Consider the following 15,389-nt stretch of genomic DNA (forward strand, 5'->3'; position numbering starts at 1 on the left):
AGTGGCCACGTGTCGGTCGACGGCGTGAGCCTCTATCACGAGGTGTACGGCGAACCTGGAACGTCGACGACGGTCCCCTTGCTGCTCATCCCCGGCGCGTACATGGGTACGGACTCGATGAAGCCCTGGGTGTCGGCCTTCGCGGACACACGCACCGTGATCGTCTTCGACCAGCAAGGACATGGCCGCACGCCGGACACGTCGCGCGAGCTGACGTACCCGGCGTTCGCCGACGACGCTGCGGCACTGCTGGGCGCGTTGGCGGTCGAGCGTGCGGACGTGATGGGCTACTCGCAAGGCGGCGGGGTCGCACTACAACTCGCACTCAGACACCCGGAGTTGGTGAACAAGCTGGTCACACTGTCGGCCGCCTACCGCAGGGACGGCTGGTCGGCGTCGGTCGTGGACGACGTCGAGGACGCGGATCCCACGGGGTGGGCCGGCACGGCTGTCGAGAGGGCGTTCATGGCACACACTCCGGACGCAGTAGCTTTCGATACGTATCTCCGGAAGATGAGGAAGTTCGGCAGCGATGACCAGAACATCAGTGATGCGGAGATCCGTTCGATCTCTGCGAAGACGATGGTGATTTCCGGCGACACGGACGACGTGAGGCCAGAACACGCGCTGGCGCTGTTCCGGCTGCGTGGCGGCGGCGACACGGATACCTCAACGTCGGCGGTAGGAACTCCGGCCGCACGCCTGGTGATTCTGCCGACGACCCACGTAGGCATCTTTGCGCAGTCGGCGGTACTGGTACCGATGGTGAGCGCGTTTCTCGACGATGAGACGCCGACGGTGCCCGACCTCTTCTAAGGTGACGTGTGCTCTCATCGTCACGCCGTGAATCGAGCCCCGAGGACGTCTGCGTCCTTCACGACGCCCGCCGGGAGGGCCGCGCTGATGCGGCGTGAGGCGCCCGGGCGGGCCAGTCTGGCTGACAAGGTCGTGCTGGTCGTCGGCGCCACCTCCGGGATCGGCGCCGCGGTGGCGCGGCGCGTGGCCGCGGAGGGAGCAGCAGTCGTCGCGGCGGGGCGGCGCACCGCACTCGGCGAACACCTCGTCACCGAGATCCGTGCCGACGACGGTGAAGCCATGTTCGTCACCTGTGACGCGACCGTGGAGGACGACGTGGCCGCTGCCGTGTAAGCCGCACGTTCCACGTACGGCCACCTCCACGGCGCGTTCAACAACGCTGGTGGAGTCCTCGCACCGGGGCCGCTCGCCCAGATCTCCGATCGCGCCTGGCACGAGGAGCTGGAGCTGAACCTGACCACCGCGTTCTACGGCCTCAAACACCAGATCCCGGCGATCGGCGCGAGCAGCGGCGGGGCCGTCGTCACCAATGCTTCGACCGCCGGCGTAGCCGCGGTACCGGGCCTGGGCCCCTACACCGCCGCCAAGCACGGGGTCGTCGGTCTGAGCAGATCCGCGGCGCTGGAGTGGGCCGACCGCGGCGTACGGGTCAACACCTTGGTGACGGGCAACGTCGACACGCCGCTGTACCGCCAACTGCTCGGCGCATCCCCGCAACAACCCATCGGCGACCTCGATGCACCCAACCCCACGGGCCGCGTCGCCACCCCGGACGAGATCGCCGGACTCGTCGCCTTTCTGCTCAGCGATGACGCCTCCTTCATCACAGGTGCCGCGGTGCCCATCGACGGCGGGTCAACGGCCCAATAGCGCCGCCCGCACCGAGCGGCTCGCGGCGCCGGCACGACGCCCCGGGGGCCGCCCTCGACGTTCAAGGCGTCACAGACGATGTCGGCTGGAGAACGTGCGAGTCCCCCGGCGCCACGGGGCGCCGGAGGACGGTCCATTCCCGTTCCCCCGGCATCGTGACGGGCGACGGGTCAGACGGTTCGATCGTTCAGGCCGTGAGCTCTTCTTCGAGGGAATCGAAGAAGGCCTCGAAGGCGGCCTCGTAGTCGTCCTCGTCGTCCGTCAGTTCGCCCTGGGGGGTGACCGTGTCCACCAGGCCGGGCAGAGTCCGCGCCATCCCGGCTGTGTACTCGTCGACCGACAGGCCGGACGCCGCCGCCGCTTCCTCCAGGTCCCCCTCGTCGAGGACGGAACGCAGCTGCGTGCCGGTGGTGGGCTTGTTGGTCACGCTTGCAGTGACCCGGGAGCCGACTTCGTCGGCGAACCCCTGTTCCGCCAGGTAGACCAGGAACTCGGTCAGGTCGTCTCCCGATACCGACACCGCGGGCTGTTCCGTCGTCATCCCCCTTCCTTCTTCCCGTTCTTCCCGGCACGAGCCGCGAGATCCTTCAGCTTGGCGTGGTGGTGATCCGCTGTTCGGCCCCGTCGAGTGGACTCATACTCGTCTTTTCCAAGAGTCCCCTGACTGGAGGCTGAGCTCGCCCGTGGAGATCCGAACAAGCACGGTTGCGATCTGGACCTCAGGGTGGTCGGTCTTCTCCCATAGCCGCACCCGGGCGCCCGGTTGTAGCGTCGCGCGTCCGAGGACCTGCTCAGTCGTCCTCGCTCATCAGGCGCGTGTCCCGTGCCGCCGGGCCGGGGAAGAACACACATTGGCTGAACAGCTTCAGGCGCTCGTGTGCCTGCCGTGAGCGAACTCGTCCAGCAACAGTGCGACGGCCTTCCCCTCCGGCCCCCGCACGGTCAGGATTCGCGCCGAGAGGTCGGCGACGACAGAGCATACGGTCCGCAGCGGGTCGCCACCGACGGCCGTTCGCAGTACTCCGCCGGACGGCGCCGGTGACGTCAGGATGCGTAGGAACCACTCTGTGGACGGCTCCTGGCCGGGAACGGGAAGAGCAGCCAGCACTCTGCCTCGTGTGTGACTCTCCGTACGTGAGGTCCCGGTGCCTGACGCCGGAGTTCCGCCGTTGGGGACGGGCAGGTCAGGGGGATCGGGGAGGTGCCGCAGGTGGTTGGTGTGCCAGTGCAGCGGATGGTCTGCCCTCGCCTCGACCTCCGCGACCTGACCGGCGGCCGCCTCGACCACCCGCACGGGCCCCTGAGGTCCGCTGCCGATGGTGTGCGCATAGCCGCCCGCACTGGCATGCCGATGCAGATGGGTCACCGCTTCCTGTGGACTCGCTGCCTGCTGCATGGCCCGGGCAACGAAATGCCGGCCCGATCCCGACAGGTCCGGCCGTAAGACGGGAATGTGGTTCACGCCCCAGACGAGTCCGTGTCCGTTGACCGCGAAGGCATTCGCGGTCAACAGCCCCGGATACCACAACGCCGTGACCGGCACTTCTCCGTCAATGGCGAGTGTGACCACTCTCAGGCGGGCCACGGCGTGGGGAAAGGCGTCCTCGTTGTGCGCCAGGAATACGCCCCGGCGCCGCCAGGCAAGGGTGGAACATCCGCCGTCATCCTGCGCTCCCAAGTCCCCGCGGAGATTGAGCAGCACGAGTTCCTCTTCCGGGACGCCCGCGCCGCCCGCCATCGCGGCGAGCTCTGCCCACGGCCGGGCAAAACGGCGCCGCGTAGCGGCCGCCAACCGTGCCAGCCTCTCAGCTCCGGAACCGTCGTTCACCCACGCACGGAACTCCTCGTCGTCGGCGTCCGGTTCCGCCGCGGCCCGCGCCTCACTGCGCGTGACGTCACCCAGGCGATGGAACACCTGGTCGCGAGAGCCTGCGACGACCAACCAGGGCAGGCCTGCCAACTCCTGCTCTTGCACATGAGCTTTCATACCGTCACCTTCCCGCACGGCAAGATGCAAAGAACGCTCTGCCACGCCGCCTGACTCGCCTGCCCCCGCTCCCTCTTGCGGATCTCCTGAGTCTCCTGGCTCAGCAGATTGCGGGCGTAGTGCGACCGCACCGACCGAGACGGCCGGACGTTCGGCTTCTCAGCCGACCCGGTCCGATGTGAGAGAACCCTGCCTCGTCGTCTCCAGGGACCTGGTCCAGGGCCGTATCGAGCCGGTCGCGTTCCTCCCGGCGCCGACGACCGCAGGGCCGCAGCCTGATACAGGCCACCGACGCCCTCTGCGCTTCCTGACGGGTCCTGTCCGGCCAACTCCGCTACCGTCGCCGGACCCAACACACGCGATGATGACGTCTATCGTTGGGGCGTCAGGCAATTCTGGCCTTGGCTCCTCTGCGGCAGCGTGACGCCTACACCAGCTCGCCGCGGGTTTCGGCATCGGCACCGCTACGGCCCGATCTCGGCGGCCGTCGCATCGGTCACGCGGACATCACAGCCCCCGCCTGAGCCAACGCGGTACTCGTCGCCCCACGCAGCCGGATCGACGCGCTGGCGAACGTCGCCGGCCTGATGGACGAGGACGTCCCCGTGTACGAGATCGACAACGCGATCTGCAAGTGCGTCGTGCGGATCAACGTCGACGGACCATTGCGCCTATCGGTCAAGCACCTTCTGGAAGTCGAGTTGTGCCGCTCAGCTCTCCAGAGGAGACGAACACGAATGTGCTCAGTACTACAAGCCTGCGATGCCGACCTGGTACAGGCCTCCGGTGAAGGGAGGCTCCGGGCATCCCGCTCCCCCGCCCCAACACGGCCTGCCAAAAGCGCTGTTCCGCCTCCTCCTATGACGACGTGCGCCTTCGAGTCCGGCCTTCCCCAACTTGAATAGCGAGGCGTGTAAGGACTAGGAATACGCCGCCTCGGTGTTTTGCCAGGATTAGCGGAAGCTACGTCGTACAGTGCCCGGGACAGCATGCGAGCGTGGAGGTCAGGATGAGTCGTGGACTGGATCAGAATCCGCCGACGAACGATGCCGGACCTCGTATCGCGTCGACTGAATTGGTCGTGCCTGCGCACCAGTACAAGCAGGATCGGGTCACCTCGGCGTTCGCTGCCGGTGTTCTGGCAGACCGGCCCGAGTCGGGACGGGTTTTGTCGAAAATCTCGGCCAATGCAGGGGTGGGTACACGCAATTTGGGGCTGCGGCTGGAGGACTATCCCGCGCTGGACGGATTTACCGGCAGCAACCAGGCATGGTTGGAGTGCGCCATTGAGCTGGGGGAACAGGCGGTAAAGGGCGCACTGGACAGTGCGGGGATCGCTCCTGACGAGGTGGACGTTGTCTTCAGCACGTCGGTGACCGGCCTGACCGTTCCGTCCTTGGAAGCGCGCCTGGCTCAGCGGGTCGGCTTCCGGGAAGACGTCAAGAGGGTCCCGTTGTTCGGTCTGGGGTGCGCCGCCGGTGCCGCGGGGATCGCTCGCTTGCATGACTATCTGCGCGCCTTTCCTCGCCAGGTCGGGGTCCTGCTCGCCGTTGAACTCTGCTCCCTGACGGTGCAGCGTGAAGACCGGTCCATGGCTGGCCTGGTGGCCGCCAGCCTCTTCGGTGACGGCGCGGCGGCAGTCGTGGCGGTCGGCGCGCAGCACGCTCTTGACGCGTCGGGGCCGGAAGTGATGTCCACGCGCAGCCGTCTGTACCCCGACAGTACGGATGTCATGGGCTGGCGTATCGGGGGTGACGGGTTCCGCATCGTCCTGTCCCCTGAGGTTCCGCAGGTGGCGGAGCGGGAGCTACCCAAGGACGTCGTGGGTTTCCTGGCAGATCACGGCCTGGTCCCGGCCGAGGTAGAGCGGTGGGTGTGTCATCCCGGCGGTCCGAAAGTGATCGAGGCGGTCGAGCGGGCTTTCACTCTGCCGCCCGAGGCCCTCGCCCACACCCGGGAATCATTGCGCGCCTACGGCAACATGTCTTCCGTCTCCGTGCTCGACGTTCTGCGCAGAACACTGTCCTCTCCGCCGCCGGCGGGAGCCGTGGGTCTGATGACCGCGATGGGCCCCGGATTCTCCAGCGAACTCGTGCTATTGAAATGGTAGTTGGAGCGCAGAGCCCTAAGCGATCGTTGTTACTGCAGAACCGCTTTATAGAGATCACCCAGCAGTCCTGTTCTTGGAGGCACACGTGGACATTCCCGCCGCAGATCTGCAGAAGCGCTTGATCCAGGTGCTGGCGCAACAGATCGCCTGCGAGCCCGATTCGCTCACCCCGGAGATGACTCTTCGTGAGCTGGAGGTGGATTCGCTGGCGCTGATCGAGACGATCGTCATTCTTGAAGCAGAATTCGGCATCGACCTTCCGCCAGAACTCGACGGTGTCAACCTGGACACCACGCTCAGCCAGGCAGCCGAGGCCATTCGGTGCATGGCCGCCCAGGACAGCGAGAGCACTCAAGGCCCACTCGGCGTGGACAAGGTGACGACGCAACAGGTTGCAGCGTCATGAACACATCGGCCGGCCCGTGCCAGTCGCCGAGCAGCGACGCCCACAGGTGGTGAGCGGTGTGTCCCTTACACGCGACGTTGCTGTCACAGGCGTAGGTCTGATCACCGCGCCGGGCAGCGGAGCGGACGAGTTCTGGGACGGGTTGTGCGCGGCTCGCCCGCGCGTGACCGAGGACCCCATGCTCGCGGGTCTGCCCGTCAGCCATTCGTGCCGCAGCAGCACCTTCGAGCCCGAGCTGACACTGGGCGGTCGTCTCAGCAGACGCCTGGACCGCTTCACCCAATTGGCGCTGGTCGCTGCCGACCAAGCCCTCGCCGACGCCCGGCTCGACGCGGCTCAATGGCAGGCGCCCCGGGTAGGAGTCGTCCTGGGGGTGGGCAGCAACAGCATTGAGGGGTACGGCGATCAGTTCCGCCACCTGCACGCGGGGCGGCCCAAGCATGTCTCCTCCCTGGCCCTGCCACGCAGCGTACCGAACATGGCCGCAGGTGAAGTGGCCATGCGCGTGAACGCACAAGGCCCCAATTTCGTCACCAGCAGTGCCTGCGCCTCAGGTGCCACCGCCATCGGCGTGGCCCGGGACCTGCTGCGCTCGGGCACCTGTGACGTCGTCCTCACCGGCGGAAGCGAGACGGTGCGCACCGCCATGACCGCTGCTTGCTTTGCCCAATTGGGTGTTCTGTCCGACGGTCGACGCGGCCCCATCAGCTGTCGGCCCTTCGACCAGGACCGGACCGGGTTCGTCCTGGGCGACGGAGCCGCCGTACTTGTGTTGGAAACCCTGGAACACGCGCGGCGGCGGGACGCGCGCGTCCGGGCCAAACTGTGCGGCTACGGTGCCTCCGGCGACGCCCACCATCCCACGTCACCCCACCCCGAGGGGCGTGGTGCGGAAGCAGCCGTACGCAGCGCCCTGCTGGACGCCGGCAGTGACCCCGCTGACATCCACCACGTCAACGCGCACGGCACCGGCACGAAGGTAGGAGACCTCGTAGAAGCCTCCATGCTGGGCCGGGTGTTCGGCACCGTCCCGCCGCTCACCGCCACCAAGGCCATGACCGGCCACTGCATGGGCGCCTCGGCCGCCATCGAAGCGGCGGCCACGGTGCTGGCACTGGAGCACCAGGTGGTGCCCCCGGTCGCGAACACCAGCAGCGTCGACCCTCACATCGACGTGGACGTCGTGCTGGGCGCGCCCCGGGCCGTCCCGATGCAACGTGCCTTGACCACGTCATTCGGTTTCGGAGGGCAAAATGCCGCGCTGGTCTTCTCTGTCTGAGCCCTCACCAGACGCACGAGCGCGCACCAGGTTCACGATCATGCGCGGAAGGGACGACGATGCACGCTGATCTGTGGGACGTGCCCGTCTGGCTCGTCCTCGTCGTAGGCGCGGTTGCCGGCGAGCGGATGCTGGAACTTGTGGTGTCGAGTCGGCACGCCCGGTGGGCCCGGGCCCACGGCGGGATCGAGTTCGGCAACCGCCATTACCCTGTCATGGTCGCGATCCACACTGCTCTGCTCGCCGGGATGCTCCTTGAAGTCGCCCTGAGGGACCGGCCGTTCGTCCCTGCAGTGGGGCTCAGTGCCCTTGCCGTCGTCGTACTCCTGCAGGGACTTCGCTGGTGGTGCATCCGGTGCCTGGGCCCACGCTGGAACACCCGCGTCATCGTCGTTCCTGGGCTTCCTCTCGTGCGACGCGGCCCCTACCGCTGGCTGCGCCATCCCAACTATGCCGTGGTCGTCGCGGAAGGCATCGCACTCCCCTTGGTCCACGGCGCATGGCTCACTTCACTTCTGTTCACGCTCGCCAACAGTGCCGTGCTGGCCGTGCGTCTGCGTGTGGAGAACACTGCGCTGGGCATCGCGACATGAACCGCCGCCGCTATGACGCCGACCTCATCGTCGTGGGAGCCGGTCCGGCGGGTCTCGCCACCGCGCTGCACGCCGCCCGCGCAGGACTGGCAGTCACCCTCTTCGAACAGCGGTCGGGACCCGTCGACAAAGCCTGCGGGGAAGGGATCATGCCGGCGGGTGTTCGCCGCCTGCACGCCCTCGGTGTCCGACCGCCCGGTATGCCCCTGGCCGGTATCGACTACCTCGATCTGGCAGGTCGCCGCGCCCAGGCCCGTTTCACATACGGCACCGGCATGGGCGTGCGCCGTACGGACCTGCACCTCGCGTTGCGCACCGAAGCCCAAGAGGCTGGAATGCACAGCGAACAGACCCGGATTACCGAGGTCTCCCAGGACTGCGAGTCCGTCTCCGTACACGGCCTGCGAGCCCGGTGGCTCGTGGCGGCGGACGGCCTCCACTCCCCCATCCGCCGCCAACTTGCCCTGCCCACCCGGGCTGGCTCACCACGCCGGTTCGGCCTGCGCCGCCACTGGCGTGTCGCCCCCTGGAGCAACCGCGTCGAAGTGACCTGGGGGCCGCACGCCGAGGCCTACGTCACGCCGGTCTCGCACGACCTGGTCGGCGTAGCCTTCCTCTACTGCCCGGATGCTCTTCCCCACGGCGCCCAGTCGCTCGGCACATACGCCGCCCTGCTGGCTGGTTTTCCCGAGCTCAACCGGCGACTTGCCCGGGCCGCCCCCGCCTCTGCCGTGCGGGGGGCAGGACCACTACGGCAGACGACATCGTGCCGTACCAGTGGCCGGGTCCTTTTGGTGGGCGACGCCGCCGGCTATGAGGACGCCCTCACCGGCGAAGGCATCAGTCTCGCCCTCGCTCAAGCAGAAGCAGCCGTCGACGCCTTGGTGATGGATCGCCCAGCTCACTACGAGGAAAGCTGGCGTCGCCTGACTCGTCGCTACCGCCTGATGACACGCACCTTGGTGACGGCTACGACGGTGCCCCTCGCCCGGTCCTTGCTAGTCCCCGTCTGCTCGGCCCTACCTGCCGCCTTCCGGGCTGGTGTAGCTCAGCTGAGCCACTGAGGGGGGAACCGGCCGAGAGGAATCCGCGGCGTCAGGCGTGCGTAGCGGGCGGTCACGCGAGCCGGCCCCTCCGTTCAGAATGGCGGCACGGCGAACGGCTTGTGTCGGCTACGCGTGCCGATGGCGAAGCTTCAGCTCGCTCGTGGACACCTGGACACAGCGGCGTGAGAGCCCCGAGGAAGTAGCACCGGGCGGGAATCGCGGACAGCCGCATGGAGCGGTACACCGAGGAGTTCAAACGGGACGCAATCGCGCTTATGGACTTCACGGCAGCAAAGCCGCAGGTTCGGGCTCTCGGCATCCGCAGGACGGGCCCGCACGACCCCCGTACGAGGCACCGAAAGCACCGCCTCGCCCACGGAATGCTGGCTCTTCCAGCCCCTCTCAACTGCAAGATCGGGGACCGACTGCCAGTCCTCCACCGAGGCACCTGGGACACGAACATCCGGCGGCGACCCCATCAAGTCCGGATCACAGAAACAGCTCACGTCGTCCCACAGCAGATCAGCCATGCCGCCATGCTGCCCGCCTACCCGAGCCAACGCAGCCTGGTTTCCCTTGACCAAAGAGATAGGGGCACCCCTCGGGCGAATCCCCTGACGAGGCGAACAGACGCGCCAGCGAGCAGGACTGCGTCAGCTGACAGGATCGGACTCGCGTGCACGCCGGATGGCGATCGTCTCTTTCGTGGCATCGGCGATCTCCAGGCCAGCCACGTCCCATTCGTCGTGCAGGAGCGTCAAGGGCAGCGGGTGCAGTGTGAACGTCTCGCGGTGGCGCCGTAGGACGACTTCGTCGCGTGTGACGGTGTAGGTGAAGTGACAGGCGATGTGGTCACCGGCCGGTTCGGTCGTCCGCACCGCGCTGTAGGTGTCCTGGCCAACCCGTACCGGGACCAGTCGTTCGTCCTCGGCCTCCTCAGGCAGGGCCGTCGGCGGTCTCTGGAGCATCGCGTAACCGTCGGTCTGCAGGGTGCGGGCCAGCGCCTCCCATAGGGCGCGTCTGTCGACGTCGGACAAGGTAGCGATGATGTTGTGGCAGACAATCAGGTCGGCGGTGCCGGTGAGTGGGCACTGGTCCAACGGTCGGTCGTGCACGGTTACGCGAGCGCGCTGGTCGCTGCCCGCCGTGGCGAGGCGGGTTATCAGCAAGGCGCGCATCGGAGCGGCCGGTTCGACGGCGTGGACAAGCGCTCCCGTGGTGGCGAGCGCGAGCAGAGTGATCAGTCCGCTGCCTGCTCCGAGATCGACGACCACGCGGGCGCGATCGAGATGGGGGCCGTATAGCCGGGCGGTCCTACGGCGGTCGAATTCGGCGTGCAGGAGATCGTAGAACTCCGCGGTGACAGTGTACGGAGCGCTAGGTGAGCTGGAATCGATCATGCGGGGAAGATGCCCGCACCGAGCGCGAGCCCACGCATCGTCACACCGATGGCGCATCGTGCACTGCTGATGTGAAGGGCGATACTGAGTATTTGGGCTGGTTGTCGTGAGGTTGAGTCCGGTTGCGGCGAGGCATCCGTCGATGGCCAAGGGCAGTGTCGTGAGCGATCTTGCTCTGCTGATCTTGCCCGTCTCGGGTGTGATCACAGTGTCCGAGCCGTCCCGGATAGCCCCGTTTGCCGAGCTGAGCCCGCACGCCTTCGGCAAGTGGGTGACTGCGCTGCGTCGCGCAGAGTGCCGACTCCCCGAGCCGGGGGCGGCCGTGGAAGCTGTCGCTAGAGGACCGAGGGTTGCTGGTCGTCACGTTCTGGCGGACGAAATTGACGATGCGACAACTGGCCCCGCTGTACGGGGTGTCGAAGTCGGCCGCAGACCGAGTGATCGACGACCTCGGCCCGAGGCTCACGCTGCACCCCGCCAGCGGTTCGCCAAGGACGCGGCGCTGATCGTGGACGGCCACCTGGCGCCTACGCGGGACCACAAGGTGGCCGGGCAGTCGAAGAGCTATCGCTATTCCACCAACCCATCAGGTGGTCAGCGACGCTGACACCCGCCTGACCGTAGTGGTCGGCCGACCACTGCCGGGCAATCGCAACGACTGCAGGGCCTGGGCGGAGTCCGGCGCGAAGGCCGCCGTCGGTAACACGATGACCATCGCCGACGGCGGCCACCCGGGTACCGGGCTCGTGATGCCGCACCGTCGCCGCAAGGGGGAGGATCTGCCCGACTGGAAGCATGTCCACAAGAGGTCCCACAAGCAGGTTCGTGCACGCGTCGAGCATGCCTCCGCTCGGATGAAGACCTGGAAGGTCCTGTGCGACTGCCGCCTACGAGGCGACGGCGTGCACCACACGATGCATGGCATCGCCCGCCTGTACGACTTCGCCCTTACCGGTCAATAGAGTTGGCATTCCCACGGCTCGATGTCCGGCTCTCCTGGGGGTAGCTCCCCGGTGCAGCATCGGTAGAGCCAGGCTGCGGCCCTGCGCTCCGCGTGCTTCTCGTTGACCGGTTCTCCCTGCTCATCCAGTTCGAGGACGTTGGCGAAGATCGCGACGCAGATCTCCATCTGGGAGGGTGACTCGCGCAACTCTTCCCAATAGTCGACCCCTTCCAGCAGCGGGTGGCCTACCGACCCCCGGGCGAGCCATCCAGCGAAGCGTCGGAGGGCTCCGGAAGCACCATGGCTGAGATGCGAAGGCATGCGAAGAATCTAACCCCAGCCTGCCCCGGCCCTCCCGCCGGAAGGAATTGCATCGAGGGCATCGTTCTCCGTGCCGCCCCGGACGACGGCGGGCCGGTCGCGGGCCATCCCTCGGCATGCCAATCACACACAGACACCTATGTCGTATGGGTGTACGAAGTATCCGGGTGATCCTCACTCACCACCCCGGGAAGGGCACCCGGCCGCGCAACTGCCCTGACCTGCAGGGGTTATGGATTGCGTGCCTTCATCTCTCCAGCCGAGTCAGACGTCCGCTGCCTCTCTCGTTCCCAAACCCGCTGGGAGCCCCAGAGACGCTCCTCTCACCCCACGGAATCGTCTACGGTTGTGGTGGAACACCGGGGCGGTCGTAGCACCCGCCGCCGCGATGGCCGTACTCGGCTGGCGCCACCGCTGGCTCGGCGATGACGGGCTGATCTACAGCCGGGTCGTCCGGCAGATCACAGCCGGCAACGGCCCCGTCTTCAACATCGGTGAACGGGTCGAGACCTCGACGGGCACCCTGTGGCAATGGCTGCTGACAATCTGCGCCCTGGCCACAAACAGCGACCCAGCCATGATCGCGGTGGTCGCGGGATGTGTGTTCACCACTGCGGGCGTGGTCGTGGCCCTCGATGCGGCTCGTACCCTTCACCGCCCCACACATCTACTCGTACCGGCCGGGGTACTGGTGCTCCTGCCCGTGCAGGCCATGTGGGACTACAGCACATCTGGCCTGGAGACCGGACTGGCCTTCTTCTGGCTGGCCCTGTGCTGGTGGCTGTTGGTCCGGGCCCGTCACGGTGCCTCGACGCGTGCCGGTGCGGCGACCGCGCTGTGCTTCGGACTCGGCCCCCTGGTGCGCCCAGATCTCGCACTTGTCACAGCCGTCTTCACCGTGGCGTTCTGGTGGTTGACGCGCCCGAAACTCAAAAGCGCCGTGACCTGGATCGCCATCGGCTCTGCCCTCCCCGTGGCATACGAGATCTTCCGTGCCGGCTACTACGGACTGTTGGTGCCGCAGCCCGCCATCACGAAGGAGGCCTCATGGACGCTGTGGAGCCGGGGCCTGTTCTACCTGAAGAACTTCGTGGAGCCCTACCACCTGTGGATTCCCCTGATGCTGGTCGCCGTCCTCGCTGTCGAAGTCGCCGACCGCACCCGCCATCGGCCGGACCGCAGCCGCACGACAGTCGTGGCGGTCGCGCCCGTTGCGGCTGGGCTGTTGAGCAGCCTGTTCGTCACCAAAGTCGGTGGTGACTTCATGCACGGCCGAATGCTGCTTCCTTCACTTTTCCTCATTGTCCTGCCCGTCTTCCTGATCCCGCTCACCCGCACCACGCTCATGGCCACCACCGCCCTGGCCGTGTGGGCGACCATGTGCCTGCTGCTGTGGCGGCCTCCCTTCACCACAGCCGCCACCGGGCCGTTCGGCATTTACGACGAACACGGCGGTTACGGGGGCTTCGCGCTCTCGCAACAGGCACACAGCAGCAGGCGGATCCCCTTCACCCCGCCCGTCCGAGCAGCACAACAGCGCGGAGATCGGAGGCTGGTCATGGAGCTCAGATACAACCAGAAGTACCTTTCTCTCCCGCTGCGTTCACGGCTGAGCCCACATCTCGTGGGCGCGGAAGCCAGGCTGGGACATGCTGGAGCAGTGGTACCTCTCACCGACCACGCCATCGACACCCTGGGCCTGGCATACCCGGTAGGCGCTCACATTCACCCGACGAACTTCGTCAAGGCCGGGCACGAAAAGCACATCGACCCGGCCTGGATCATCGCCGACTACACCGCCCCGGCCAGCGATCGGGACCTCCCGTCGTCCATCGACCGTACGCAGGTCACCGCTGCACGCGCAGCGCTCCAATGCGGTCCCCTCGCCGAGCTCTTGGCCGCGACTCGCGAACCCCTGACCCCCCACCGCTTCTGGAAGAACCTCACCGGTTCCTGGCACCGGACCAGCCTGCGCATCCCCAACAATCCCACTGCGGCCGAGCGCTCCCTTTGCCGCTGACTGCGCGCCTTCACGGAACCCACAACGCACACCAGCCGAGGCAACCCTGGCGAGCAATTCCGCCATGCACCCTGGCCAGGGACGCCTCGACTGGCTGAACAACTTTCGGCAGAGCGGGGAGGTCTCGTCGGTGCCCTCTCTTCGCGCCACGGGCCGGGCGGCTGCCCTACCGCCGGTAAAGGCTGAAGTCGGCGCTGCCCCTTTTGCTTCGTCACCCCGGTGGTGATGCAGGCGTTGGGGGCCGCTTCGCTGGAGTTGGCATGCCACAGTGCGGGCGTCTCGCTCGGTTGAGGGTGCTTGAACAGCACCCTCCTTTACGTCCGCGCTATCCCTTTCTCGCTACGTAGAACAGGCACAGGATTATGCCGGGAAGTGCAGCAAGCGCACTGAAGATCCCAATTCTCCACTGCCCCAGTCCGAGAGCAGCAACTACGAGACATGCCATGAGCAACACGTACACGAGCATGAAGAGACGCAGCTTCGGGCCTGGTTTCCACTCACCGAGCATGATTCTCCTGAGCTTAGTTACGTACGGTGATAACAGTGATGGTGGTACCGATCACGTCGACTGCTCCACCGATCGCGGTACCCACAGCCGCTCCCGCGCCACAGCCGGGAAACGCTGCGACGAAGACCCCCACGCCGCCCCCGATCCCGGCCCCTACGGATGCAGCGGCACCGCCTCCGGCGGCAATGGTCCCGATGCCCGTTGTGAACCCGTCAGTTCCGTAGAAGCCGTGGAGGATGACGAGAACCGCGACACTGCGCGCGGCCAGCGGCGCCGTGCCGGAGTTCACGGCAGCTGCGTCGGTCGGAAGACGGGGCCTTCGGTGCCTGGTTCACCGGTGCCGTCGACGACGAGGTCCGCGTACGAGTACGGCTTCTCCGCCTCGGTGTAGCGGTCCTCCGCGGGCATCCATCCGTCCACCCACTGACTCTCCGCTTCCGCGCCGTCGCGCTCGAGCCCCCGGCTGAGCCGCAGTGCACGCGGGGTCTCGCAGTAGACCGTGAACGTGTACAGGTCGCGCACCGCGGCGCGTGTGCTGTAGACACCCTCGACGATCACCGGTACGCCGTCGGGCAGTTCGTGCCACTCGGCCAGTGCATCGGTGTCCCAGTCGAATCGCTGATAGCGGATCGGCCCGCCGTCGTGTGCCGGGCGCAGGACCTGCTCGTGCAGCCGCGTCAGGTCGAAGTCGGGGCCGAAGCCGTCGGCGGGACGCGGTTCGTCGCTGGGCCGGTAGAAGTCGTCCACGTGCACGATCCGCGCATCGGGCAGGCGCGCGGCGAGCAGTTCGGCGAAGGTGCTCTTGCCGCTGGCTCCCGGGCCGTCGATGCCGACCAGGACGCGGCGACCGGCGCCGGTCGCACGGGTCCGGATCTGCCGGGCGACCTCGTCGAGATCGAAGGGGGACTGTGTCTGCATGGTCGAGCCTTTCAGGTGCGGAACGACGGGCGGCTGCGGGCGGGGCATGCGGCGTCCTGACCGGTCCGGCGACGCGAGGCCAACCCCACCCTCGCGTCGGGGTGCTCGGTCTCGCATAGGTCGTCCCTGCGGTCAGTCATCGCCCCTGGTGCACAATGGGACAGTTCTGACG

12 protein-coding genes and 3 pseudogenes are annotated in these 15,389 nt (G+C 67.1%); 9 read left to right on the top strand and 6 right to left on the bottom strand.

Annotation, left to right across the window (positions count from 1 at the left end; all coding sequences use genetic code 11):
* The first annotated feature begins 9 nt into the window (after positions 1–9).
* Both G3I40_RS20715 and G3I40_RS20720 read left to right on the top strand, forming a co-directional pair.
* Positions 10–816, top strand: a complete 807-nt coding sequence (locus G3I40_RS20715; protein WP_203644465.1) for an alpha/beta hydrolase — start codon at positions 10–12, stop codon at positions 814–816.
* A gap of 87 nt (positions 817–903) precedes the next feature.
* A pseudogene (locus G3I40_RS20720) lies at positions 904–1,686 on the top strand (SDR family oxidoreductase).
* 187 nt (positions 1,687–1,873) lie between these two features.
* Here G3I40_RS20720 and G3I40_RS20725 read toward each other — a convergent pair.
* Positions 1,874–2,227 carry a YidB family protein gene (locus G3I40_RS20725; RefSeq protein WP_164303621.1) on the bottom strand — a complete coding sequence of 118 codons (354 nt, stop codon included), beginning with the start codon at positions 2,225–2,227 and terminating at the stop codon, positions 1,874–1,876.
* A gap of 324 nt (positions 2,228–2,551) precedes the next feature.
* A complete protein-coding gene (locus tag G3I40_RS20730) occupies positions 2,552–3,673 on the bottom strand; it encodes a C45 family peptidase (RefSeq protein WP_164303622.1) in 1,122 nt (373 codons plus the stop codon).
* Between the two features lie 1,009 nt (positions 3,674–4,682).
* Between G3I40_RS20730 and G3I40_RS20735 the strand changes: the two genes are divergently transcribed.
* From G3I40_RS20735 to G3I40_RS20755, 5 genes are all read left to right on the top strand, one after another.
* The gene (locus G3I40_RS20735; RefSeq protein WP_164303652.1) at positions 4,683–5,783 is read left to right on the top strand and encodes a 3-oxoacyl-[acyl-carrier-protein] synthase III C-terminal domain-containing protein; all 1,101 of its coding nucleotides are present in this window, start codon (positions 4,683–4,685) and stop codon (positions 5,781–5,783) included.
* An 85-nt stretch (positions 5,784–5,868) separates the two neighbouring features.
* Positions 5,869–6,189, top strand: coding sequence for an acyl carrier protein (locus tag G3I40_RS20740; protein WP_164303623.1), 321 nt, complete (start codon positions 5,869–5,871; stop codon positions 6,187–6,189).
* 58 nt (positions 6,190–6,247) lie between these two features.
* Positions 6,248–7,468, top strand: a complete 1,221-nt coding sequence (locus G3I40_RS20745; protein WP_164303653.1) for a beta-ketoacyl-[acyl-carrier-protein] synthase family protein — start codon at positions 6,248–6,250, stop codon at positions 7,466–7,468.
* Between the two features lie 59 nt (positions 7,469–7,527).
* Entirely contained in the window at positions 7,528–8,061 is a 534-nt protein-coding gene (locus G3I40_RS20750) for an isoprenylcysteine carboxyl methyltransferase family protein (protein ID WP_164303624.1), read from the top strand.
* On the top strand, positions 8,058–9,125 hold the full coding sequence (locus tag G3I40_RS20755; protein ID WP_164303625.1) for an NAD(P)/FAD-dependent oxidoreductase: 1,068 nt from the start codon (positions 8,058–8,060) through the stop codon (positions 9,123–9,125). The genes G3I40_RS20750 and G3I40_RS20755 overlap by 4 nt, the downstream gene beginning before the upstream one ends.
* Positions 9,126–9,403: 278 nt before the next feature.
* Here the strand turns inward: G3I40_RS20755 and G3I40_RS47235 are convergent.
* Positions 9,404–9,637, bottom strand: a pseudogene (locus G3I40_RS47235) (hypothetical protein); the annotation flags it as partial.
* A gap of 123 nt (positions 9,638–9,760) precedes the next feature.
* Positions 9,761–10,507: a class I SAM-dependent methyltransferase gene (locus G3I40_RS20760; protein ID WP_164303626.1), complete on the bottom strand. Its 747-nt coding sequence runs from the start codon at positions 10,505–10,507 to the stop codon at positions 9,761–9,763.
* Between the two features lie 142 nt (positions 10,508–10,649).
* Here G3I40_RS20760 and G3I40_RS20765 point away from each other — a divergent pair.
* Positions 10,650–11,469 (top strand): annotated as a pseudogene (locus G3I40_RS20765) (transposase).
* Here the strand turns inward: G3I40_RS20765 and G3I40_RS20770 are convergent.
* Positions 11,463–11,771 carry a hypothetical protein gene (locus tag G3I40_RS20770; protein WP_239091845.1) on the bottom strand — a complete coding sequence of 103 codons (309 nt, stop codon included), beginning with the start codon at positions 11,769–11,771 and terminating at the stop codon, positions 11,463–11,465. The pseudogene G3I40_RS20765 and the gene G3I40_RS20770 overlap by 7 nt on opposite strands.
* 388 nt (positions 11,772–12,159) lie before the next feature.
* Here G3I40_RS20770 and G3I40_RS20775 point away from each other — a divergent pair, with 388 nt between their 5' ends.
* Complete coding sequence (locus G3I40_RS20775) at positions 12,160–13,791, top strand: hypothetical protein (protein WP_164303627.1); 1,632 nt, start codon at positions 12,160–12,162, stop codon at positions 13,789–13,791.
* A 793-nt stretch (positions 13,792–14,584) separates the two neighbouring features.
* Here the strand turns inward: G3I40_RS20775 and G3I40_RS20780 are convergent.
* The gene (locus tag G3I40_RS20780; protein ID WP_164303628.1) at positions 14,585–15,217 is read right to left on the bottom strand and encodes a uridine kinase; all 633 of its coding nucleotides are present in this window, start codon (positions 15,215–15,217) and stop codon (positions 14,585–14,587) included.
* Between the last annotated feature and the right edge of the window lie 172 nt (positions 15,218–15,389).

This window comes from Streptomyces sp. SID14478, from assembly GCF_010548525.1.
Classification (GTDB): Bacteria; Actinomycetota; Actinomycetes; order Streptomycetales; family Streptomycetaceae; genus Streptomyces.